This window comes from Paenibacillus sp. JMULE4 (assembly GCF_013337105.1).
Lineage (GTDB): Bacteria > Bacillota > Bacilli > Paenibacillales > NBRC-103111 > Paenibacillus_G > Paenibacillus_G naphthalenovorans.
On record NZ_SGWF01000012.1, the window covers coordinates 36,578 to 60,767 of the forward strand.

The 24,190-nt window shown below is 42.3% G+C and carries 23 protein-coding genes and 1 riboswitch; of the genes, 2 read left to right on the plus strand and 21 right to left on the minus strand.

Translation table 11 applies throughout. The features are described 5' to 3' along the window. Positions 1 to 52: 52 nt before the first annotated feature. The 3 genes from EXW96_RS09780 to serC form a co-directional block, all read right to left on the minus strand. Positions 53 to 2,242 carry an S-layer homology domain-containing protein gene (locus tag EXW96_RS09780; protein WP_254611342.1) on the minus strand — a complete coding sequence of 730 codons (2,190 nt, stop codon included), beginning with the start codon at positions 2,240 to 2,242 and terminating at the stop codon, positions 53 to 55. 66 nt (positions 2,243 to 2,308) lie between these two features. Beyond that, positions 2,309 to 3,931, minus strand: a complete 1,623-nt coding sequence (locus EXW96_RS09785; protein ID WP_174350465.1) for an S-layer homology domain-containing protein — start codon at positions 3,929 to 3,931, stop codon at positions 2,309 to 2,311. Between the two features lie 218 nt (positions 3,932 to 4,149). Next, a complete protein-coding gene (gene serC / locus EXW96_RS09790; protein ID WP_174350466.1) occupies positions 4,150 to 5,238 on the minus strand; it encodes a 3-phosphoserine/phosphohydroxythreonine transaminase in 1,089 nt (362 codons plus the stop codon). Positions 5,239 to 5,398: 160 nt separating this feature from the next. On the opposite strand from serC, the gene thpR reads away from it, so the two are divergent. Next, a complete protein-coding gene (gene thpR / locus EXW96_RS09795) occupies positions 5,399 to 5,983 on the plus strand; it encodes an RNA 2',3'-cyclic phosphodiesterase (protein WP_174350467.1) in 585 nt (194 codons plus the stop codon). Positions 5,984 to 6,545: 562 nt separating this feature from the next. Beyond that, a riboswitch (cyclic di-GMP riboswitch) is annotated at positions 6,546 to 6,638 on the plus strand. Between the two features lie 456 nt (positions 6,639 to 7,094). On the opposite strand, the gene EXW96_RS09800 is transcribed toward thpR, so the two are convergent. Then, positions 7,095 to 7,274 (minus strand): hypothetical protein, encoded by a 180-nt coding sequence (locus EXW96_RS09800; RefSeq protein WP_174350468.1) that lies wholly within the window; start codon positions 7,272 to 7,274, stop codon positions 7,095 to 7,097. A gap of 220 nt (positions 7,275 to 7,494) precedes the next feature. Here EXW96_RS09800 and EXW96_RS09805 point away from each other — a divergent pair, with 220 nt between their 5' ends. After that, positions 7,495 to 8,259 (plus strand): metallophosphoesterase, encoded by a 765-nt coding sequence (locus tag EXW96_RS09805; RefSeq protein WP_254611331.1) that lies wholly within the window; start codon positions 7,495 to 7,497, stop codon positions 8,257 to 8,259. A gap of 24 nt (positions 8,260 to 8,283) precedes the next feature. Here the strand turns inward: EXW96_RS09805 and EXW96_RS09810 are convergent, their stop codons facing one another. The 17 genes from EXW96_RS09810 to galU form a co-directional block, all read right to left on the minus strand. After that, entirely contained in the window at positions 8,284 to 8,601 is a 318-nt protein-coding gene (locus tag EXW96_RS09810) for a helix-turn-helix domain-containing protein (RefSeq protein WP_062406790.1), read from the minus strand. A gap of 44 nt (positions 8,602 to 8,645) precedes the next feature. Further along, on the minus strand, positions 8,646 to 9,320 hold the full coding sequence (locus EXW96_RS09815; RefSeq protein ID WP_174350470.1) for a hypothetical protein: 675 nt from the start codon (positions 9,318 to 9,320) through the stop codon (positions 8,646 to 8,648). Next, positions 9,293 to 9,640, minus strand: a complete 348-nt coding sequence (locus EXW96_RS09820; protein WP_174350471.1) for a hypothetical protein — start codon at positions 9,638 to 9,640, stop codon at positions 9,293 to 9,295. Before EXW96_RS09820 ends, EXW96_RS09815 begins: the two co-directional genes overlap by 28 nt. Beyond that, positions 9,637 to 10,155: a VanZ family protein gene (locus EXW96_RS09825; protein ID WP_254611343.1), complete on the minus strand. Its 519-nt coding sequence runs from the start codon at positions 10,153 to 10,155 to the stop codon at positions 9,637 to 9,639. The genes EXW96_RS09820 and EXW96_RS09825 overlap by 4 nt, the downstream gene beginning before the upstream one ends. Positions 10,156 to 10,219: 64 nt before the next feature. Beyond that, positions 10,220 to 11,596: a sugar phosphate nucleotidyltransferase gene (locus EXW96_RS09830; RefSeq protein ID WP_174350473.1), complete on the minus strand. Its 1,377-nt coding sequence runs from the start codon at positions 11,594 to 11,596 to the stop codon at positions 10,220 to 10,222. Between the two features lie 103 nt (positions 11,597 to 11,699). Beyond that, positions 11,700 to 12,674, minus strand: coding sequence for a polysaccharide pyruvyl transferase family protein (locus EXW96_RS09835; protein WP_174350474.1), 975 nt, complete (start codon positions 12,672 to 12,674; stop codon positions 11,700 to 11,702). After that, positions 12,671 to 13,606 (minus strand): oligosaccharide flippase family protein, encoded by a 936-nt coding sequence (locus tag EXW96_RS09840; protein WP_309225059.1) that lies wholly within the window; start codon positions 13,604 to 13,606, stop codon positions 12,671 to 12,673. The genes EXW96_RS09835 and EXW96_RS09840 overlap by 4 nt, the downstream gene beginning before the upstream one ends. Then, entirely contained in the window at positions 13,540 to 14,016 is a 477-nt protein-coding gene (locus EXW96_RS09845; protein ID WP_174350476.1) for a polysaccharide biosynthesis protein, read from the minus strand. Before EXW96_RS09845 ends, EXW96_RS09840 begins: the two co-directional genes overlap by 67 nt. Positions 14,017 to 14,047: 31 nt before the next feature. After that, positions 14,048 to 15,385: a UDP-glucose dehydrogenase family protein gene (locus tag EXW96_RS09850; protein ID WP_174350477.1), complete on the minus strand. Its 1,338-nt coding sequence runs from the start codon at positions 15,383 to 15,385 to the stop codon at positions 14,048 to 14,050. Between the two features lie 68 nt (positions 15,386 to 15,453). Then, the gene (locus EXW96_RS09855; protein ID WP_174350478.1) at positions 15,454 to 16,353 is read right to left on the minus strand and encodes a glycosyltransferase family 2 protein; all 900 of its coding nucleotides are present in this window, start codon (positions 16,351 to 16,353) and stop codon (positions 15,454 to 15,456) included. Between the two features lie 60 nt (positions 16,354 to 16,413). Then, a complete protein-coding gene (locus EXW96_RS09860; RefSeq protein WP_174350479.1) occupies positions 16,414 to 17,544 on the minus strand; it encodes a glycosyltransferase family 4 protein in 1,131 nt (376 codons plus the stop codon). An 86-nt stretch (positions 17,545 to 17,630) separates the two neighbouring features. Next, positions 17,631 to 19,958, minus strand: a complete 2,328-nt coding sequence (locus tag EXW96_RS09865; protein ID WP_174350480.1) for a glycosyltransferase — start codon at positions 19,956 to 19,958, stop codon at positions 17,631 to 17,633. Positions 19,959 to 20,181: 223 nt separating this feature from the next. After that, positions 20,182 to 21,201 (minus strand): hypothetical protein, encoded by a 1,020-nt coding sequence (locus EXW96_RS09870; RefSeq protein ID WP_174350481.1) that lies wholly within the window; start codon positions 21,199 to 21,201, stop codon positions 20,182 to 20,184. 22 nt (positions 21,202 to 21,223) lie between these two features. Further along, positions 21,224 to 21,670, minus strand: coding sequence for a glycosyltransferase family 4 protein (locus EXW96_RS27430; protein WP_254611333.1), 447 nt, complete (start codon positions 21,668 to 21,670; stop codon positions 21,224 to 21,226). Positions 21,671 to 21,672: 2 nt separating this feature from the next. Further along, a complete protein-coding gene (locus EXW96_RS27435) occupies positions 21,673 to 22,491 on the minus strand; it encodes a hypothetical protein (RefSeq protein WP_254611334.1) in 819 nt (272 codons plus the stop codon). 26 nt (positions 22,492 to 22,517) lie between these two features. After that, positions 22,518 to 23,207, minus strand: a complete 690-nt coding sequence (locus tag EXW96_RS09880; protein WP_174350482.1) for a sugar transferase — start codon at positions 23,205 to 23,207, stop codon at positions 22,518 to 22,520. Continuing rightward, a complete protein-coding gene (galU, locus tag EXW96_RS09885) occupies positions 23,204 to 24,109 on the minus strand; it encodes a UTP--glucose-1-phosphate uridylyltransferase GalU (RefSeq protein WP_062406767.1) in 906 nt (301 codons plus the stop codon). Before galU ends, EXW96_RS09880 begins: the two co-directional genes overlap by 4 nt. Between the last annotated feature and the right edge of the window lie 81 nt (positions 24,110 to 24,190).

Consider the following 24,190-nt stretch of genomic DNA (forward strand, 5'->3'; position numbering starts at 1 on the left):
GAGCACCGCCCTTATCGGCCGGTGCTCTTTTCTTTATTCTGATCCGGGTCACCTATTCCACAATGACATTGATCGTCACATTATTGGCAACCCCCGTGTAATTCGTCAGGGTTCCCGAAACGGTGATGTTTCCGCTCTCCAGCGCACTTCTTAATTTCCCGACGGAAACACCATCGCCTTGAGGATCAAAGGCGGTGCCGAGCAGCTCTTTTATTGTCGCCTGAGCTGTACCGTTTGAAAAGTGAATCCTTTTGGTAATTCCGGCTTCTGTTATCGCAAGCGTGTCGGCATTGCTTGAAGCATGGATCAGCAGACTCTCCAGCATCTGGGAATCATCCAGGGATTTGCTCAATGTGAATGTAATGGTATTCCCGGATGTGATGACTGCCGGTTCGGCATTCCCATCGATGACAGCGGCAGCGCCTATTAACGTAGGCACCGAGTCATTATTCCCCTTGATGATGGTTAAAATGACGGGAGATTGTTTTCCATTCGTATCGCTCAATACCCCGCGCACCGTAATGTTTCCATTTTGAAGCAGCTCTCTTAGCTTTTTGACAGATACGCCATCGCCCTGCGGATCCAATGCGGGGCCGAGCAATGTTGCTACCTTCACCGTTTGTTGGGTTCCGCTGGCAAAGGAAATTGTTCTGGATTGCCCGCTTTCGGAAAACGTTAGAGCGTCGGCGCCACTGGAAGCTGCGACCGTCAGGCTGGTGAACATGTCTGTATCCTGCAAAGCATCGTCTATAATGAAGGCAATGTAATTGGGCACATTTGTGTGAATCGAAAACGCTTTGCCCCCAATAACGGCGGATGCAGAGGTGATTTCCGGAACCGGTGCACTCGCAGGTTTGACGATTTTCAACTTGACTGTGGATTTATTGCCTGTCTTATCGGTCAACTCTCCTGTCAATTCGAGGTTTCCTTCGAAAAGATGCCTTCTCAAGGTGCCGACGGAAACACCGTCACCCTGCCGGTCAAAATCAGGGCCAAGCAGTTCGGCTACGCTCACATGAGCAGTCCCGTTCTGGAACGTTACCGTTCTGCTCACACCGGATGACGTAACGATTAATTTGTCTGTGTCCGATGAAGCAACAATCGTAAAATCGGTTATCATATCCGTATCGTTCAAAGCGTGATCCACATTGAATGTGACCTCATTATTCGTTCCGATGACGAGAGGGACGGACGCTTCACCGATCTTGACAGATCCCGAAATAATGACCGGCGGTTCGGTATCTCTAATAATTCCACCGCCACCACCGCCGCCGCCACCGCCAATGATGCCTCCTCCTCTTGGCCTGCCCAGTTCTTCAATTTTTTGCTCGGCATCCGCCAGCTTACTCAGATTTGGAAAGTCCTTGTCCGTTGCACCCAACTTCCGCGCCGCCTCAACTTTAGCCCTGGCCTCTTCCACGGCCGCTTTATCATCGATCGTTAATTCTGAAGCATCGGGTAATGCCGCGATGGCCTCATTGGCCGCTTTCACTGCCGCCGCCAATGCTATCGCCGCTTCCAACTGCTGGACTTTACTCTTATACAACGCCTGATTTAATTTAAATTCATAAGCCAATCTCGCCAGAGCTTGCCTGTCGGCGGCATCCAGCGGGCTAAACCGCAGTGTTCCGTCCCCGTTATCGATCCCCTTCAGGAAGCCGATTTTGAATGCCAAAGAAACATGCGGCCTCGCCCAATCCGAAATCTGACCGACATCGGAAAGAGAAGCATCAAAAGGCAGCTTCACCGCCAGTGCTTCCAGATTGAATGCGCGGATAAAAAATACGGCCAATTGCTCTCTGGTCACAGAGCTATCTGGTGAAAACGTAGTCTGGGATGTACCGTTCGTAATGTTTGTATTGAGAAGTGCTCCTACATATCCTTTGAACCATGAATTTGCGGGAACATCGGCAAACACATCGGCGGACGCCCCGTCTTCTTCCAGTCCCAAAGCAAGAACCAGGACTTTGGCAAGATGTGCCCGTGTCATTGTTTCACGGGGTTTGAAGGTGCCGTCTTCGTAGCCCGAGAGGATCCCGTCCTGCACTAAGGATCGGATTTCTTGTGCGGCATAGGAATCGGCAATATCGGAGAAAGGATACGAATTCTCCGCGGCCGTTCTGGCTGCCGAGTCGGGAGCTTCCGTCTCTGCGGAATTTGCGGTGCTTACACTGAACAGCGAAATTAACAAAGCAACGATTAAGAGGACGGACAGATGATAACGAACCGTTTTGATATTCATGGAATACAAGCGGCATTCCTCCATTTTCTTGATTTAGATTTTTATAAAAGCTTTCATTACAAAACACTATGGGTTAAATACAAGTGTCAGTTGTTTTGTCCCGCCGGATTGAAGGGTGACGGTGGCCGGAATACTCAACGCCGTTCCTCCCGCAAGCGACCTTAGCGTGCTGACCGATACGCCGTCGCCCTGCGGATCGGCACCTCCCAATATTTGGCTTACATCAATATGGACGGTACCTTGATCAAATGCAATGCTCTTCGTCATTCCCATGGCGGTAACGGAGATCGACTGGACATCAGGGGAAGCCTGAATGGAAAAACCGGTAAAACGATCCGAATCTGCAATCGAGCCTGGTAACGTAAACGAAATCGCGTTGTCTTCTCCAATCTCGGCAGCAATACGCTGTCCGCCGATATTTGCAAATGCGGACTGAATCCACTGCCCGCTTTCAGGCTGGGAACCCGACGACTCCAGATCAGTTATTTTGGCTTCGGCCTCTTGCAAAAGGTTCAAATTGGCGAAATCCGTATCGTCAGCGCCTTTGGATTTGGCCGCTTCTACTTTTTCCCGAGCCTCTGTTACCGCCTGTTTATGACTCAAGGTGAGCTGATCCACGGAAGGCAGAGCCTCAATGGCATCTACCGCCGCTTGAATCTCCCGGACCGGCAGCGCTCCGGTTACGGTTACACCGGAATCCCGACCCTTATAACTTAATGTATAAACAGTCCCTCGCGTCTGGGTGGACGTCGTGAGTACGATGACCTTGCCCCCGCTTCCCTCTTTCAGCGAAGCGTTCTGTACAGTCAGCCCGTTATCAAAGGCAAAATCGCTGCTGCTTACTGTACTGACGGCAAGGTTGAATGTAACTTCCACCGTGGTTTGATCGATTGCGGTCAATTGTTGAACAGCAATGCTTCCAGGCGCGGTGGTTGAGCCTGTACCTCCGCCTGCACTTGAACCAGGTGGTGTCTTCGGCGCTCCCGTACCCGATCCGGCAGGACCGGAAGGCTCCTTCGCGATGCGGTTGGCAGCCTCTATGAAGGAATCGCGGTTAAAATTAAACTCGAAAGCCAATCGGGCCAGCGCTTGTCTTTGCGTATGTTCGCCCGGAGCAAATCTCAGAGTCCCGTCCGCATTAGCGATCCCCTGAATGAAGCCTATATGATAAGCCAAAGCAACATAAGGTTTTGCCCAATCCGATACCTGATCTATATCCGTAAAGGGCACCTCAAGAGCCAGCTTGCCGGCTTTGTCTTCCAGACCAAACGCACGTATAAAAAAACCGGCTATTTGTTCTCTGGTCACGGGTTCATTCGGAGAGAACGCTGCTTGTGAGGTCCCTCTCGTAATTCCTGATTTCGCCAATGCTCCTACGTAACCTCTATACCAGGCATCCTCCGGAACATCTTCAAACTCTGACGCCGCCTCCGGATCTTCGGCAAGCTTTAAGGATAGAACGAGAATTTTGGCGAGATCGGCACGGGTTACAGCTTGGGCTGGCCGGAATGTTCCGTCTTCATAACCGTTGAGGAATCCCGCCTCTGCCAAACGCGAAATTTCTGCTGCTGCATAGGATTCATTCAAATCACTAAAAGCTACATTGGCACTAACCTCGGCAGTTGCAACCATACTCACTAGGGCAGACATCAAAAAAGTACGTTTCCATAAGCGGCTTTTATACCCCAAAATATCAAATCCTCCTCCATCCAAAGCTTATCTATGTATCTACATGATACAAAATGTATCATATTCTCGCTTTTTTTTCCACCATTTATTGTGAATTTTCAATAAATATTTATATTAAGGCAGCTTATTGCCTTTAAGAGTCTAGATACAATTAGTATCGGAAGTGATGATAAAAAATGCCGGGAAGCTCTTTCTCCGGCATTTTTAAGCAAATGTTCTTATCCGTTGCGTTGTTGAAAATCAACCATAAATTCTGCCAGCGCCTTGCAGGCCTCATAAGGAACGGCATTGTATGTCGATGCACGCAGTCCGCCAACGCTGCGGTGTCCCTTGAGTCCAACGAAGCCGTGCTGCTCCGACTCTTTAATAAACTGCTTCTCCAGCTCATCGTCTTTCAGACGGAAGGTGATGTTCATGATAGAGCGGCTGCCAGGATCTACTACGCCGCGGTAGAAACCGCCGCTTTCGTCAATCGCTTTGTAGATGAGGCTCGTCTTCTCACGATTGCGTTTTTCCATCGCGGTCAATCCGCCGTTGTCCCTGATCCACTTCAGCACCAGATTCACCATGTATACCGAGTATACCGGCGGAGTATTGTATAAGGAATTATTCTTCACATGTGTTTCATATCGCAGCATCGTCGGGATATTTTTAGGCGTATCCTGAAGCATGTCTTCCCGCAAAATGACGACCGTCACGCCCGATGGCCCCAGATTTTTTTGCGCCCCTGCATAAATCATGGCGAATTTGGAAACATCGACAGGACGGCAAAGAATGTCGCTCGACATATCGCCGATGAGCGGAACGCTGCCGGTATCCGGATACTGCTGATACTGGGCGCCCTCGATCGTTTCATTCGAAGTAATGTGCAGGTAAGCCGTGCCGGGATCCAGTGCCAATTGACTTACATCCGGAATACGGGTAAACTTGTCGGCTTCCGAGCTGGCCACGATCTTCGTTTCACCGAACAGCTTCGCTTCCTTGAGCGCTTTATCCGCCCAAGACCCGGTATGAACATAGCCGCCCACTTGGCCGGCTTTCAAGAAATTCATCGGAATCGCAGCAAACTGCGTGCTTGCCCCGCCCTGCATAAACAAAACCTTGTAGCCGTCCGGGATCGCAAACAATTCCTTAAGCAGGCTTTGTGTTTCCGCATTTAACTGTTCGTACTGAGAGCTGCGGTGGGAAATTTCCATAATGGACATACCGATTCCCTGGTATTCCACTAGTTCTTCCTGCGCCTTCTGAAGCACTTCCAAAGGCAGCGCCGCGGGTCCCGCATTGAAATTGTATGCGCGCTTAGTCACTGATTTCACACCTTCGCTTTTTCATAGGATATACGCTATGATAGCAAAGTTCGTCACGCTTCATCAAGTATTTGTTTACAGGATTCATCAGATTGCCCTACTTTGCAAAGCATAAGGTTATAAAATAGTAACAAACGACAAAAAAAGAGGTGTATCCCCTATGATCGAACCGCGTTGGTTTGTCGCCATCCCTATTCCTGACGAAATACGAACCGTCCTGAAAGAGAACATGGACGTCATGAAGAAACCGTATGCTTTTCAAAAGTGGGTCCATCCCCAAGATCTGCATATCACATTGAAATTTTTGGGAGCGGCCTCAGCGACAGCCCGCCGTCAAATCGTGCAAAGCTTAACCGCACTTACCTCGTCTTTCCCTGCTTTTGACCTGCGTCTAAAAGGATGGGGGACTTTCGGCCGTCCCGCTTCCCCCGGCATCCTCTGGGCAGGAGTTGGAGGCGATCTGCAGCGTCTGTCCGCTCTGCAGGCCGGAGTCGAGCACGCAGCGCTCCAGGCGGAATTTGAGCGTGAAAAGCGCCCTTACAGCCCTCATATCACTCTGGCACGAAGATATAATGGAAAAACCAAATTCCCGCCGGATCCATGGATAGCCGAGTCCGCAAATCCCGATGCCTCCCTGCATGCATGGCAGGTACAAAAAGTGGTCTTGTACCGGAGCCATTTGCACCAGAATCCGATGTACGAAGAAATAGAGTATTTCCCGCTGGTTTATGGCAATAAGGGCTAAAGGGTATTTAATTGTTCACATTGGGGGCATCGGTATACGGCTAAAATAGGAAGAGATACAATTCTAACATTCTTAATCAATACATGATTACATGAACCGCATACAAAGTCCATTCCATTCTCCGTTCCTTCAAAGAAAGGGCTGAGGTCTTTGTCAGGTTTCTGTAAGACCGGAAAAGTAATCTTCTCTGGGGACTCGACTATCGTCATCTTTCTTTCCCTTGGTACTTTTTTCACAATTCTTGGCGGCATGATACATCTACCTTCCCGGTTTAGATACAATTTGTAACATCATTTTAGCCAATTTAGTCGATTTTATCAATAGTTTAATGGTAGATTTTCACTAAAATAGCATATAAAAAGAAACATTTAGTATCAAAGAAGGGGGGCTCTTATCTTAATCTATAACGAATCATAGGATTTCATCGCAGACCGTACGCTTTGGAGATCATATAATGGGTACAAAAGACTTAAATTTTTATTCAAATTTAACCAAGATATAACAAATTCATATTGTCCCAAAATGTAAATTCGTATATGATAGGTTCACAACCACCATAAAACGAGATAATTGGCAAAACCATTGAAAAATGGTGACGCAAAGCTATAGGGGCTACCTTGAGCTATTCGCTTCAACATGCCAGCCAGTTGCCGAAAACCGGCTTCCGTTGGAATGATGTGGGACTAATGGGAAGGGGTTGGAACATGAAGAACCTAATGAAACATGATGTAAAGGACCTAATTGATCAGGATGTACAGGAATTAGTGAATTGCTTGCATCTCCCGGAAAATGAAATATTGGAACGATTTTCTTTCACCCATGAAGGGGAGATCTTGTCCAATGAAAATGCAATGAGGTTTATCCTTTTTCTAAAATCCGAATTGTTAAAAGAGTGCACCGGATGAGTGCACTTTTGTTTTTGTTCACAACCGTCAAGTCTGTATTTCATCTATAAAGCGGCGAGATTTACTAAGAGTCTGCGACGGCGGGGTTTTCAGATCGGATTCTATCAGATGATTTATATAATCTCCACTTACCAGATAAGGCAACCTTGTACCCAAATTTAAGGATACCAGTATTTTCTGAACGTCAATTTCAATTTTATTATTCATTATTTGACCACCCGATTAATAGAATCTTCATAAACCGTCTGTTGAACACTGGCTGTGTCGGCCTGCACGTAGCCGCCAGCCGCAGAAGCTTGATTCTCAAAATGATTTTTCCCAAACACGATAACCGCGATATTTGCCACGAACAACAGCACTACGATGGACCATTTGAAAAAGTTCAATTCCGCATACCTCCGATATAGGTTTACAGAGGTAACCTTACCAGCTTTATACTAAAAAGTAACTCGAAGGATGTCGGTAGAAAAAAAAAGATTTATAAATTAAACCATTTTGACTATCATAGGCTGGCATTTCTTCATAAAGCCGAAACATTATGTATCTAATCCGTTGGAATTATAGTAATATGATACTAAATGGTGCATGAAGGGAGAAACGAGACGTTTGTCGATTTTATGGGGGATCATCCTTGCCATTGCCGCTTGTTATCTTCTGTTTATTTTTCCGACTCAATGGTTGAAGGTGGAGAAAGTCAGCCACTCGCTGGGATTAAACATAAAAATATTACAAATCAGCGATATGCATATAGAACGGCTTCGGATTCGTCCCGAGCAATTAAGAAGGGTCATACAACAGGAGCGGCCGGACTATCTGTTCCTTACGGGAGATTATACAAAGCTGGAAGCGTACCTTCCTTTATTGAAGCGTTATCTGAACGTGTTCCAAGCAAGCGGCATCCCTGCCTTTGGCGTGCTCGGAAATCACGATTATCAACAGCGGAAAGTGAGCAAGCTCATCAAGCTGCTTCAGCAAAGCGGAATCCATCTTCTGCGTAATGAATCGGTTCGGCTCCCCGGGTTTGAACTCATCGGGATCGACGACTACGACAGCGGCAAAAGTCGTATCGGCGAATCCTTTCATGGAACAAACACCGGCCGCCCGCGCATTGTGATTACCCATGACCCTAATATTGTGCTCGAGATGAGGGAGCGGTTTGATTATCTTATGGCGGGGCATCTCCACGGCAAGCAATTGAATATCCCTTTCTTTTATCGGCTTCGACCAATGGGAAAGCTGCCTGCTATGGGAATTTATAAGGGGCTGCATCGAGGGCCATACGGAACCTATTATATCTCCAAGGGGATGGGGCAGACTGGAGTCAATGCTCGTTTTCTTGTCCGAAGCGAAGTCACTTTGCACTTTTTATAAAGCCCCTTATACCAACTAGACCGCCTAAGCATGACTGTTATATTGGCTCAAACAGCTCCTGACCTCGTCAATACTTAAGCCGGAGGCCCGTACCTCCCTTACCAATTGAACCCATTCCTTCTCCAGATATTCGACCTCACACTGTCCTTCTTCTCTAATAAGGTTATGAATATCTACACTAAGAACTACAGCAATTTTGTGTAAAAACTCGATGGAAGGATTATGTTGAATATTTCTTTCAATGGAGCTCAAATAAGATTTGGCCACTCCAGCCCGGCTCGCAAGTTCCGAGAGTGACAAACGCTTTTTCTGCCTCAGTTTTTGTATACGCTTTCCAATCATAATATCACCTTTAAATTAGATAAATTAGTATCCATTGATTTTAGTCAACTGTTTTGCAATCGACTTAGCGCCTTGGATTGTGCTTGGCTTTTGAGCGATTCATACTCCTGCTTCCACGCGTTCGGTCCGGTATCGTTTAAACCGGCATCGCGCAGTTCTTGTTTTGCGTTCTGAATAATACGATCGACTTGCCCGCTGCACCGTTTCTCCGCATCAGCTATTTTTTTGAAATATTTGTCCTTGATTGTTTGAAGTGCATCATTATCCAATTGCTCCTGATCACCCATAGCTGCCGAAATTTCATTTACGATCCCGTTAGCTTCAGCCTGGCATGTATTCTTGAGCTTCTCCAGCTCTGCTCTATATTTGTTCTCGATTTCTGCCGTAATTCCTGATTTAGGATCCCGCTGGTTTGCAGAAGGAGCGGAAGGAGCAGCCTCAGGGGGAGCAGAGGTGGATTGGGTCGGCGGCTCTTCCGTACTGCTCTGCTGTTTCTTCCGTGCTTCAAGCTCCTTTTTAATCTTCTTGCGCTCTTCCTCATCATAAACGCCCACTAATTCAATAGGATAGTTGGGGTCCAAAATAATGAGGTTTTTACCATATTTGCCGGTGATGGCTTTCAAGGCATCTATTTCCTGTTGACTGAGTTTTTGAAGCAGTAAATCCCGTATATGTTGTTTTTCCTCATTGTTCAGCTTATCGGTAGCCTGGCCAAGCAAAAATAAATATCCCGCATGGACAAGCCCGAATTTAACAGAATCGCCGCTGCATCCATCGCATCCTGCTTGCTGATCGGTTTATTGGCGAATTCATTGGCTTTTTCCAGCGTATTCCCCAATATAGGAGATGTGCTTTCCGGTTCCTTCAATTTACCATTGTCCTCTTGCACATGCTGACGCTGCACTATATCTTCAATCGTTGTTGAACGAATCATCCAGTACATGTAGCTAATGTAAATCATGAAACCAAGGGCGATTGCCAATAAGATCAGCAAACTCCATTTAAACCAACGCGACGGTCGTTTTAGAATTCCACTCAAACCGTATCACCACTTCTTTCTATCATTTGTTTGCATAAATAATAAGTCATGATTCCAAGGGCAGCCCCGCAAGTATCCAGGATAACATCCGATATCATCGGCGTCCTGCCGGCCGTATAGATCTGATGCATCTCATCCAAACCCGCGTATATCCCGCAAAAAAGAAGGGAAAGAACCATGTGTACTTTCGCCTTCCTGTGTATTATTCTTGCCGACAATCGGAATACAAGAAAACCTAAGACCATATATTCCATGATATGAGCCAGCTTTCGAATGAAAAACTCCATAAACGCGGCAGCCCCATTTTTATGCACACTGATCTCTTTCCCGCCATAGTTCAGCTGTACTCCTGAAAAACGCTCTTTCACGACTTGTTCTGCCTTACTATTTTGAAGCCATGGTTTCAGATCCTGCTTTTCATGGGGCTGGGCCGACATCAGGAAAATTACCGTCATCCAACAGAGGAGCGGAATCCAATGGTTCCAGAAGGACACGCTCCTTCTGCGTCTTTTCATTCTCAAACGTTACGCATCCTTTTCATTGAATTCGCTGACTGGACGGCTTCATAAGCTGCGGAAATTAGCTCATTTTCACACACTGTCTTTCAATATCTGCCCAATTCATATATAACCGGACAATGTCCTCTTCTACCAGCTCGTTGCCGTACTGTACTTCAATGATTTCCAGATCCGTAATGGCCCTTATACTGTGTCTTGCCCGTACCGGGATTTGAATTACATCTCCCGCGGCTACATGAATCAATTTATCATTAAGCACAAGTTCGCCTTCACCCGATATGATCGTCCATGCTTCACTTCGCTTCAGATGGAGCTGGTAGCTCAAGTTTTTCCCCGCATGTACTCCGATCCGTTTGGTTAACACTTCTTTACCGTCTTTTTTCGTGTAATCTAATACTCTATACCAACCCCAACGCCTTTCTTCGAACATAGGTCTTTGCTCAATATCCTTCATAATTTCTTTTATTTTGGCGCTAGCCGATTTATCTGAAACCAATATGCCGTCCGGACTAACAGCGACAACCAAATTGGAACAACCTATGATCGTTACCGGTATTTCCAACTCATTAATCAGATGTGTGTTCTTTGAATCCGCACTGATTATCCCGCTTCCTATTTGCTGTGTTTCAATCTCTTCCGTTAATGTATTCCAGGTTCCAAGATCCTTCCAGAAACCGTCATACGGCGCCACAACAATGTGTTTAGCCTTCTCCACTACTTCATAATCAAAGCTTAGTTTCGGAAGAGCATCATAATGCTTCACCAGCTCTTCATATTGAATCGGCAGCCCTCTCTGTATCAGCATGTTGATCACATAATCTAATCTAAATGCAAAAACCCCACAATTCCAAAGCGCACCTTGTTCAATCAAAAGTTTGGCTTGGTCTTCGTGAGGTTTTTCTCTAAAATGATCAACAGTCCTGTATGGTGTCAAGACTTCATTTTGCGATTTATCCGGAACGATATACCCATACTTTTCGGAAGGATACGTAGGCTTTACGCCCATAAGTGCTATATCCGCGCCTGAATCATGGACGATCGATTCCAACTCCTTTACTTTGTGGAAAAAGTGACCTTCTACGTAAGGATCGACAGGCAAAACCGTAATGACCTCCTGCAAACTTACACCAACAATAGAATAAAGATAGGTGGACATTAAGGCGATTGCGGGAAAAGTATCGCGGCGGTTCGGTTCACATACGACATTCACCTCGTGGCCCAGTTGGCTGTAAATCATTTCTACTTGTCCCAGACCGGTTATGATGTACGACTGGTTCGAAAGTCCGGCGGCGGATATCTGCCCCCAAACCCTTTGCACCATGGATTCCAATTCCTGGTTTGAATTTTTCAGCACTTTAAGGAATTGCTTCGATCTGGAATCGTTGGATAATGGCCAAAGGCGTTTGCCTGAACCTCCGGATAATAATACAAGTTTCATAGAATCCACTCCTCTGATTTTAAACAATATGAATAAAAACTGGGCTTGCACAAAAAAGCTGCTTCCTTTTCTATGTCGAACAATGTCTTCGTTATGTCATGAGTCATGGAGCAACGGACTCTTGCTGCTGCATATTTATTTCTCCATGTAATTTCGCCGATGGATATTTATAGGTCCAAGTTAGATAATAGTTCGAATTCTTACCATAAGAATTATCTAACAATATATTTTCCTTATCCAAAAGACATGCTAATATATGTCCATGAAGCCTGGAAGTTCTCACTTTATGGTACGTACTAAAAAACTTGACCGATTTACTCACCAGATAATCAGCGTATTTATACCAAAACGGTTGTACGGGAAGTATATTGCCAACAGCACGATCCAATTTATGCAACTTCATAAACATTCTTGTTATTTTTCTATCGAGTGGCGTCAATAATGTTGACCAATCCTTTTGGTCATGTGTAGAACTGACATCCTTTTGATACGAATGATTGATTTCAATATCGGTTCTAAGAAAATGAAGCTCTTCCTTTTCCGCCTTGCCGGTTGGTTTCATTGGCCACAAGTGATGGGCCATATCAGGACATAAATACACGAAACACTTATGAAACTTTTTCTTTGCCATTTCATAGTTGTTTGCGTCTCTTACAAAAACATGCAAATCCTTATGCCTATTGAATATGACTGCTGTTTTATTGAATTCATTTTCGCTTTTGAAATAAATCGTTTGGGGCAGGATGACAATACGGTGCTCCGGATAATTGTCGATAATATATTCCCTTAAAGACTGATGCTGTAAATACATGTCTCCAAGATTGCCTCCGCCTTGAAGTACGATTGTCCACTCCTTGGGAATATACATCCCTTTTTTAAAATTAATACAACTTAACCTTGCTTTCACCTTATATTGGTTATCCCTAAAAAACGCCTCTGTTCCTTTCATGATCAGCAGATCGCCAACGTTATTATAAACGGGGTAATCAATATAACAAATTTCTGTTTTTGGAGGGACTACCTTTAAAATTTGTTTGAGTTTTTCCTTGATCTCCTGCATAGGGTGTATGGCATTCATACAAGTCCCCTCCTCTTTAAATTAAGTACACTTTTCAAGTATCGATAATCATCTTTGTTGTATATTACTTGTTTAAGGGGAATTTTCAAAACGATGGGAAACGAAACCAACGTTATGGCCAGCCGAATCATCGCTCCGGTTAACAAAGCGATACTTATTCCAATCAAGCCCCAGATCGGAGCCAGAATAAAAAACAAGCCTACCGTTACGATTAAAGCAATGGCTTGTCTTATAACTATTAATCCTGGTCTGCCAAGTGCATTAAAAGCCTGTGCCAATATCCATGATCCTCCTCCGATCACACACTCCCAGGATAATAGATAAAATATGAAGCTGGAACTGATAAAATCTTTTCCGAGAAACAGCTGAATCAGAAAGGGCCCCAATAAAATAAAAGGAATGATAATCATGCCCATGATGATCATTGAGATCCGGAAGCCCCTGCTCACTTTGGTAACAATATCGGATTGATCCAGTCCTGTCACTTTCGGAAATATGACATTGCTGACCGCGGTTTGCAGTACGTTAAATACTCGGGATAACGTAAAAGCAACAGAATACAGGCCGAATTCGCGGGGGGTAAGCAGAGTAATAATAATGATTTTGTCCAGCTGCCCTGAGAGTACTCCCAACAGTTCCAGGATAAAGACCCTAAGACCATAACGTGTAAAAGGAACAAGCAGCGAGTTGTTCCATTCCCATTCCCATTTATCTTTGATCTCGCGAATCATTAGGTAAATCGCCCATACAGTCACTAGGAAACTAACCAGGAAGTTATTGAGAATCGCAGAGTAAACCGTAAGTTTACCTAACTGCCACAACAAAACAAGTCCTATAATATTAAACGTAGGAACGGAAAACCGAATCAGATTGTATATTTTGAACTTGTCGAGACTCTGAAAAACCGCCAATAAAAGATTGGTTGCCAACAATAAAAAATATGAAATACAATTAAAGATTGTGATAATTCAATAATGACAGGCGGATATTTCGCCATCCAAGCCGGCAACTGCCACCAGGCGATCCCGCCTACAACAACACTTGCCGGGAATTGAATAAATACGGAGTATAACAGATAAGTTTGTATATTATCTTTGCCGCCCTTTTTCGTATGGTAGATTAGTGAATTGGGCAGTCCGAGATTAATTAAACTGGATAAGAAACCCGGCCAAAATAACGCCGCCGCTAACACTCCTCTTCCTTCAACCCCCAGCATTCTTGCTGTGATTACAGTAGTTAATACCGTAACCGCCAATATAAATACATTGAAAAACATCGTTTGAACGATGGTACCGAACATGCCGTTCCCAAAAAATCTGGTTCTTCTTGATAGTAAGCTCATCACACACTCCACAAGAACTTAATATAATCCGTCATTTTACTTTTTCGATGAAATCTGCAATATGACTCTGATTCACGTCAGGTCTGCCGATCGAGTAATAATTCAATCCGGTCTCTTCGATGCGTTCCTTGGCATACACGTTTCTGCCGTCAATAAATACCGGCAGCTTCATCAATTTTTCTATGTTTTTCAAGTCAACTTCTTTGAACTCGTTCCATTCGGTCAACAAGCAGACGCCATGGCAATCGATGGCTGCATCTGTTATACTGTCACACCAAACAATGTTCTCATGGTTGACAACTTTTCTAAAGTTATTCATTGCGATCGGGTCATAAACTTTGATTATACAACCTTTCTTGATTAGTGTTTCAACAATTTCAATAGACGGAGCATCTCTTACATCATCAGTATTGGGTTTGAATGCTAATCCCCAAATCCCAATGGTTTTGGAAGAAAGGTTCCCCAATAGATCTTCAAGTTTATTAATGACATTGAATCTTTGATGTTTGTTTACTTCGACAACGGACTTCAACAACTTAAATTCATAATTGGCATTTCCGGCAATCTGAATTAATGCTTCCGTATCTTTAGGAAAGCATGATCCGCCGTAGCCGATCCCGGCATTTAAGAAGGATGGACCTATACGTTTATCCAGCCCCATTCCTTTGGCAACAAGTGTGACATCGGCGTTCACTTTTTCGCAAATATTTGCTATCTCATTGATAAATGAAATTTTAGTTGCGAGGAAGGCGTTGGAGGCATATTTGATCATTTCCGCGCTTCGAATATCTGTAACGATAATCTGGTCCGTGAGAGTTGAATGCAGTTCCACCGCTTTTTGTTCCGCCGGCTTGCTATCCGTTCCAATGATAATGCGATCCGGATACAAGGTGTCCTTAATGGCGGATCCTTCTCTGAGGAATTCGGGTACAGAAACGACGTCAAACGGATGTTCTGTCAATTCATATATCATTTGTGCGATCTTTTCATTGGTTCCTACAGGAACCGTACTTTTGGTCATGATGACTTTATATTCGTTGATCGCCAGCGCAATTTCTCTTGCTGCCTGTTCTATATACTGTAAATTCGCCTCACCGTTTGGCAATGATGGAGTACCGACTGCAATGATAATAATCTCCGATGCTTGCACCGATTCAGACAATTCATTAGTAAAAGACAGACGTCCGGCTTTTACGTTTTTGTCTATAAGTTCTTTCAAACCCGGTTCATAAATGGGTATCTCGCCGCGCTTCAGCATCTCTATTTTCGTTATGTCTTTATCAACACAAATCACCTTGTTTCCAAGTTCAGAAAAACAAACGCCGGAAACAAGGCCAACGTAACCTACACCTATCACACTTATATTCATATAAACACCCTCTATCCGTTTTTGTTACTCTCCCGAACTGATCATTTTCTATTTATCTCCGGTTGATCTCATCTTTTCATTACCGAAGTCAGGGTATAACGTACAACCCCTAATCTATACATTAGTTTTGCCATAACATGGATTGTTTTCTTCTTCTCTGATAAGTTGAAAAGGATGTAAACAAGGTAAAAAACGATTCTAATGTTGGAACCAATGAAAAACTTGAGTCTTTTTAACTTTTTTTCCACCCTGATTACATCGCTTACGCCCTGCCAGTATAATCTTCTGAGAAACCACTTTTTATTGATTCGATTAGAAGCGATCGTATGATTGACAAAAGCATACGGAGTATACATAATGATGTAATCCTTCCGTATTTTACGGATCAGTTCCGATTCTTCTCCCGAAAGCAAATTATTCCCTACTCGCCCCAAATCCGTTCGAAAGCAGCCATATTTCTTGAGGACGTCTTTTCTAAACGCAACATTCGCTCCGAAAGGTATGGAATTGTGATCCATTTCAGTGACTTTATCCGAGTAGTCCAGTATGGTATACAAAGAGTAATACCTTTCAGGCAGCCAGGTTGGAACGGACTTTTCCCAAACCGGATTGATTTTCCCACCTACGCAGGCAACCTTCTCATCTTGAAAGCAATCCAAGATGTGTCGTATCCAATCCTGACATGCAGTCGCATCATCATCCAAAAATAAAATAAACTCGCCCTTTGCCTCTGCAATAGCTCGATTTCTGGCATAAGACAAGCCTTTATTAACTTCCAGGACATACCTGACATGATGCTCTTTTTCTACAATGGGCATCACTAATTGGGCTGTATGATCCGTGGAATTATTATCGATAATGAGAATTTCGTATTCTGTATCAGGATAGGACTGTACCAGCACACTGTTTATTGTTTTTTCCAAATATTCCGCCCGGTTAAAGGTACATATGGCCACAGTTACTTTCATTTTAACAGCCTCTTATCTTATTTAGATTAAATCCAACTTTATTCCGTTGGATTCATTTCATTAGTTTAACTGTTCGATGATTTTCACTCTGTGCTTCCAAAAACATTTCTCAACAACCCATTTTTTTCCGTTTTCTCCCATTTGTTTTGCCAATGCTTCATTTGTCAGCAGTTCTTTTAACTTCACACGGATCTCTCCCGCATTCAACGGATCTACAAGAAAACCCGTGGTTTGATCCAATACCGCTTCAGGAATTCCGCCGCTGTTTCCTCCAATGACCGGCAGGCCATAATAATTGGCTTCCAGGAATACGATTCCGAATCCTTCTACATCGCCATTTTCTTTAATTTCTCTGCTTGGCATGATAAAGATATTCGAGCATAAATATAAGCCTTCAAGCTCATCATTATCCAAGGTTCCTGTAAATATCACGCTTTGGTTCAACCCATAGTCATTCACTATTTTTTCCAATGTTTTCCTATAAGGGCCGTCACCGCATATGACATACCGAATATCAGGATTATCTCTGCATATCGTCTTTAGAGCTTTTAGAACAACGTCATGGCCTTTACGTTCAACCAACCTGGAAACCGTTAATATGACTTTTTTGTTATGCAGATCATAGCGGTCTTTAATCTCTGTTAAATTAGGCTTTACATCTGGTTTTTCATGGATTCCTGGTTGAACGATGACGATATTTTCATTAGAAAAACCCATCTCCTTCACTTTTTCACTCGTATACTTGCTGTTGCAAATGATTTTCTTCGAGTGTCTTAATATAAATAATAAGGATTGATATGTTCTTTTGGTGTTTTTCAAACTTAAAATGTCCAACCCGTGAGTATAGCAGTAATAATCAACATGCAATACCCATTTGGCTATAGGCCCGACAAGGCCAATGGGATAGACATTCCCAAAGTGGATTTCATCATATTTGATTTTGTACTTTAAATAAATCAAGTATATGATTAATTTGAACAGTACGAGGACATTTTTAATCTTATTGCCCTTCATTGACGTACGAAATATTTTATATGTTTGTTCATGATCAAATTCTTTTGCCCTTTCGTGTGTGTGTGTCAGTACAAACGAATCGGCAGGATTTAAATTCGAAATGATGCCATGAACGTAATTTTGTATACCGCCGGCTTCCGGCGGAAAATCAATACTGACAAACAGCCGCTTTTTCATAATACCTCCTTTTTACTGACGAATGATGGTTAAGACGGTTGCCTCATGTCTGCAATCATCATTTGGTCATCGATTTGAATATCCTATTACATATGCTGCGACAGGAAAGCTTTCTTGGTCAGTCGATTATAGATTTGTGAAACATCCCTGGATTTATTTTTTGCATCAAAAAATTTTTTGACATTTTCATATCCTGTTGAAGATAGGCTTTCGTACTGGTGCTCGCTTAAATCATAGATTTCTTTAATTTGATGTGCCAAATGATCAATATCTCCGTCCTGACAAATAAAACCTCCTTCAGTCCTTGCAATAATTTCGTGTGCTCCTCCGGAATTCGCAACGATTACCGGGGTTTTTGCAAGCAATGACTCTATGATGACTCGACCGAATGGCTCTTTATCCGAGAAATTAATCGTCACATCACATTCACCCATAGCTTTAATCGGTGTACGGGTATGACCTTTAAAATTAACGTTGTATTCAAGCCCTAATTCTGCTACCAGATCTTTCAGCTGCTGTAAATAGACATCGGACCCATCTACGGCCGTATCGCCATAAATGTTAAGCTTCCAATTGGTGATGTTGAATTTTCGGGTAAATATGGAGAGCGCCTTGATGATATAGTCATATCTTTTCCACTCAACGATTCTCCCAATTACTCCAATGACTAATATACCATCTTCTTTAAATTTTCTTTGCTTCTCTAAGCTTGCATCATTTTTTTGCTCAATTCCGTTATATACAACAGCACACTTTCTCTTCACTTTTATCGTGCTTTTTACGAAATCCGATATACAAATGACTTGATCGAAAAAATGGGGGAGCAGCCATGTATAAAATTTGGATTCCATTGCATCTCTATGATGCCAAATGGTTTTCGCTTTTGTGAAGTATTTGGCAAATAGTACATACCATGGAGCTCTCCAACCATTGGCATGAACAATATGAATGTTGTGCTTCCTGACCAAATGAATGATTGCCATATTTCGTTGAATATAAGCTGCAATGTTTTTTTTGATGCTCCCCAATTCCATATGCAGCCGTTTATGAGGAGTTTTAATTTCATCTACATATTCGGTATCCTGCGGACAAAGCAAATAAATGTTATACAGGCTTGTGTCCATATGATTGATAAGATGAATCAGACTTTGCTCGGCTCCACCCTTCTTCTTGGAATGAGTCACATACATCACATTCATCTTATGATCATGAACGGGAGAATCGAAATGATCCAGGTTAGCGGCATGCTTTTCCAATATGAGCTGATTTGAATAATGGGCTTGCACTTCCTGATATCCTAATTCCCCCATTTGCCCGGCCAGATCTTTATTGTTCAACAACTTCAATATTGTTTTCTCCATATCTGCAGAGCTGTCTGCTACTTCGAAGCTGCCTTCCTTTAAATGTATCCCCTCTGCACCGATACTTGTAGTTACGACCGGTTTTTTCATCGCCAACGCATTTAATATTTTAATTCTCATCCCGCCGCCAATTTTTAATGGAACGACGAAAACGTCTGAAGCGGCAATGTAGGGTCTTTCATCTTCGACAAAACCGGTAACATGAACATTCTTTGGATATTGCGATTCATATTTCCCGATGCTTTCCGGAGGATTCTTACCGACAATATAAAATTGGATATTGGGTACTTGACGCAGCAATGATGGAAACACGTTTTCCATAAACCACGTAACCCCTTGAATATTAGGCATCCAAGCCAATGAACCTAGAAAGGTTATCGTCGGCCATTCATTTTGCCGGTAATCCAGAGGAACATATTTATTCATATCAACCCCTGCAGGCAGTAAACTTAATCTAACACGATGATTCATTTTTTCCATTAAATTCAAATCTTCCTGCGTAATCATAATGCACTCGTCAAAATCAGCACAAATACTGCTTTCGTAAGCGTTAAGCTTTGCATACTGCATCTGAAAATACAGTTTCTTAATCGGGTTTCGTTCTTCCTCTGCCACTCTTTTCATGATCAGGCTTTCCACATTATGCTGTCTCAACACCACTATCAAATGGGGATAGGTTTGTTTAATAAGACTCCCGTAATAAGCCATATGCAGATGATCCACGTAAACAATGTCGATATTCAGCTCAGATAATAATGAAAAAACCAATTCTCTCATCTGCCGATTCACGTACTTCTCCATGTTGTAGGACAAAGGCGAGATCAGGTTTTTCATTCCACCTCCTAATGTATTGGCATAGTCAACCGGCACTCCATACACTTGCATTTCCAGCGGGAAAGTGCTTAAGTCATCTTTTTCTTTTGAGTAAAAGGTGCACACCGTGATATGATGACCATATTCCGCCAAATGCTTTAGTGTATTAAAGCTGACAATCTTCCCGCCGTCATTGGGGGGATACGGATAAAGATGTGTTAAAAATAAAATGTTTTTCATTTAATTTTAACCTCATTAAGAAGGATCTGGTCGTAATAACTTATCCGAAACGAATACAGGAGATTCTTTCTCTATTTTCAGGCTGCTGCAAACGAATGTTAAGGTATAAATTAATATATGGTTTGAGGCTGGAGCAAGCTGCCTGAAAGAATCAAATACATAAAAAGGAATGAAAAAGAAAGTGCCTTAGATTCTACACGTGTCATCGAATAGATAATAAATATCAAAATACGATGCCGACAATTAAACCATATTCATAAAGCAACTTTGCAATGGTGGAGAAATTGGCTTTAAATGCCAAGTCATACTCATCCACTTTGCCTATACCTATTCCCTTGATTAATAACGTAGCATCTGATCGTTTAATTTCATCGAATGCTTTGTAAGGCCCGATAAATCGTTGAAAGGCACTGGATTGCGAAGAATTAAATTCACCGTATCTACTAATGAGTGCCGAGGAGTATTCACTATTGATATACAGGAAAGAAAAAATAAATAAAACCCCAGCCATTACAAATAATTTCCATAATTTCATGCGATAAATAATAAAAGGAACACTCACGCATAAAAGCAGAATTCCTGTCCCCGAAAATGAGGAGAGTAATCCCAACAAATAGATGAATATGGATTTGATTCGTTTGAAATAGATCAGCTCGATGATGATAGCCACTGCTAAAAATTGCGAATAAAATGATGGTTCCAAAAAAAAGATACCATTGGATTTGTAAATACTTGAGCCCCATTGAATTGGATAAGGGTTTTGATAATGCTGTTGAACGAACTGGGCCGGCAGCAAATTAAAATAATCTTGGAATTTCCAAATATGAACTGCCTGCAGTACGAATTGGATGATCCCGATCATTGCGGCAGCAAACATTAATTTTTGAAATAAGATTAATAGGTCTCTGTGGAGCTTTTCGGTTATTTCTTTTTGGATCAGTACAAAAGGCGCGTAGCAGATAAGAATGTAAATAACTGAAAAATGGGAATATTCATTTTGAAATAACAACAGGGATAACATCAATACGGTAAACAAATAAAAAAGTATGAATTTTACTTTATCTAAAACAAGTGTCTTTTGAATGATAAGTATGATTATTACTCCATAAATGACCGGAATAATCATTGGTAATTGCTTGTCTCCTAACGGAAGAGCGAATCTCTGGCCAAACACAATAAAAAACAGCAGGAAACCGTAAAGAAAATAAGTTTTTCTTAATCTTTTCGGATCTTCCGGTAACATTGTACATTTCCTTTCCTTGAACCTAACTGTGGGTTATGCATCGATTATTTAACAGTTCATCCCATCTCGATATGCTTCTTGTTTTTGAGTAATATTCATCGATTAACTTGTAACCATTGTTTGTAACCTCATAATTCAATTCGACATTATTCATCAGTTTTAATATATATTCAACAAACTCTTCACTATCATCCGTTACAAATAAGCCCTTATTCTCTCCATAAAATATTCCTTCAGCTCCGATGGTAGTGGCTACAACCGGAATCCCTATCGACATGGCTTCAATGACCTTGGTTTTAATTCCTGTCCCAAATAATAACGGAGCAACAAACACAGCCGCATCTTGAATGGCTTCAAAGATGTTTTTCATTTCTCCGGTTACAATAATGTCTTTCTGTCGTGCCAATTCAGAAATTTCGGGAGCAGGAGATTTTCCTATGATATAAAATTTTGCATTGGGACTATGCATTTTTACTTTAGGCCAGATCTTGTTGTAAAATAAAGAACAGCGGAAATGTTATGAGGAATATCCATTTTTCCGACAAAGACAATTTTATTCTTGTCAATGCTTCGCTTATCCATTCTGTTCTTCGTTTCAAACACCATCGGTATCCCCATACAAACGGGGTGTGTGGTTAGAAGCTGGAACTCCTTTGCCTCTTTTGGAGAAGTAAAAATGAGCTTATCAAATACTTCGGCAACTTCAACTTCATACTTAACTAACAAATAAGATTCAAATTTTAGCAGCAATGATTGAAAATATTTCATGTTGAACAGCGGCCTAATGACCTTAGGCAGTTTATAGGCGAAACTACCCAATAGCGAAGGCGTATACTTGATCCATTGCAGCTGTCTTTTGTAGCGAAGTGATAAGAGATCATCGTAGCTCATAATTGTCTGTGATTCACATTGAACAATATACTCCGCAAGCCGTACCATATCGTAAAATATAAAATCCGGCTTTTCATGTTCAATAATCTTTTTGATTCTATGATGTGTAGATCTGCTGTAATAAACAGCTACTTGAATAGGCCATTTCCTTCTTATAAAGGAATGAATCACGACATTGTATATTTTCTCAAAGAAATGGGGTGGATCTAATTCAATAACCTTGGAAATAAAATCGGGCTTCTCATTTAGATGTTTTTTTTCATCTACAAAAGATAAGTTGACAATGGAGCAATCCGGGTATATTTCCTTAATTTGCTCACAATATTGAGAGAGTATATTTTTCCTCCCGTCTGTTTTAGGAAACGGGAGTCTATTCGTGATAAATAATATTTTATTCATATCATTTTCATCCTTCTGCTAATGCACTAAAATGCATGTTTTGAACCAAACAAAACAAAAATCGTTTTAAGAATGATCTTGATATCAAATAAAATCGAACGCTCCCGAATGTATTTCAAATCAAGCTCCACCATTTCCTTAAACCCGATATTGCTCCTTCCGCTCACTTGCCATAACCCGGTACAACCAGGTGTAACAAGCAATCTTTGTTTATCATAGGTCGTATATTCCTCCACTTCTCTCGGAAGGGGAGGTCTGGGTCCGACAAGACTCATTTCACCTTTCAATACATTCCATAATTGAGGCAGTTCATCGATACTTGTCTTTCTTATAAATTTTCCAACCCATGTAACTCTGGGATCATCCTTCATCTTAAACATGGCACCGCTAACTTCGTTTTGACTTAATAGGTCGGTTAACATCTCTTCCGCGTTATTTACCATAGAACGAAATTTATACATAACAAATTTTTTGCCGTTTTTGCCGATTCGAACCTGCTTAAAAAACACAGGCCCTTTCCAATCATCCAATTTGATCCATATGCTTATCAGAATAAAAAGAGGTAGAAGAAGTATGAGTCCAATCGATGATAAGACGACATCCATTACTCTTTTGACAAAAAGATATAATGCCAGATCCCTGGTAATAGCATCACTTAGTTGTGCCGTCTTATGTTGACTTCTTTCTACAGCCACTTCTAAATCAGAAGAACTCATAAAACCGACTCCTTTTTACCCAACAAAAGTATTTTTCGATTTAGAATCTCTTCGAGGGCATTTAGCAATGGCATTCTTAATTCCTTATTCATTAATGCAAAATCTAAAGTGGTCAAAATAAAACCCAATTTTTCGCCAACATCGTAGCGAATGCCTTCAAAATGATAGGCATATACCTTCTGCATCGTATTCAGCTTCTGAATCGCATCCGTCAGCTGGATTTCTCCGCCTGCGCCAATCTTTTGTTCCGCCAAAATATTAAAGATTTCCGGCGTCAATATGTATCTCCCCATGATCGCAAGGTTCGAGGGAGCCTTCCCCTTCGCCGGCTTCTCTACAAAATTTTTCACTTGATACAATCGCCCTTCGCGTTCCAACGGATCAATAATGCCATAACGGCTGGTTTCCTCTTGGGATACCGGCTGCACTCCAATCACAGAGCTTCCGGTTTGGTTATATTGATCAATCAACTGCTCCAGGCAAGGAGGGGCCGAATGGACAATATCATCGCCCAGCAGTACAGCAAACGGTTCGTCGCCGATAAATTTCCTTGCGCACCATACCGCATGTCCTAAACCCTTGGCCTCTTTTTGACGAATATAATGAATATCTACAATCTTCGAAGAATGCTGCACTTCTTTCAGCAGCTCCAGCTTTCCCTTCTCCAAAAGATTTTGTTCCAATTCAAAGGCGTTATCAAAATGATCCTCAATCGCTCGTTTTCCCTTGCCGGTTACAATGATAATATCTTCAATACCTGATTGAACTGCTTCTTCAACAATGTACTGGATCGTAGGCTTATCCACGATGGGGAGCATTTCCTTTGGCATCGCCTTGGTGGCCGGCAAGAAACGGGTACCCAATCCGGCAGCAGGAATGATAGCTTTTCTTACTTTTTTCATCTCTTTTACCTCCCGAATAATAATCTATTTTTATCTAGTAATTAAGAATACAACCCATGCTGCCAATATAAAATTGCAAGC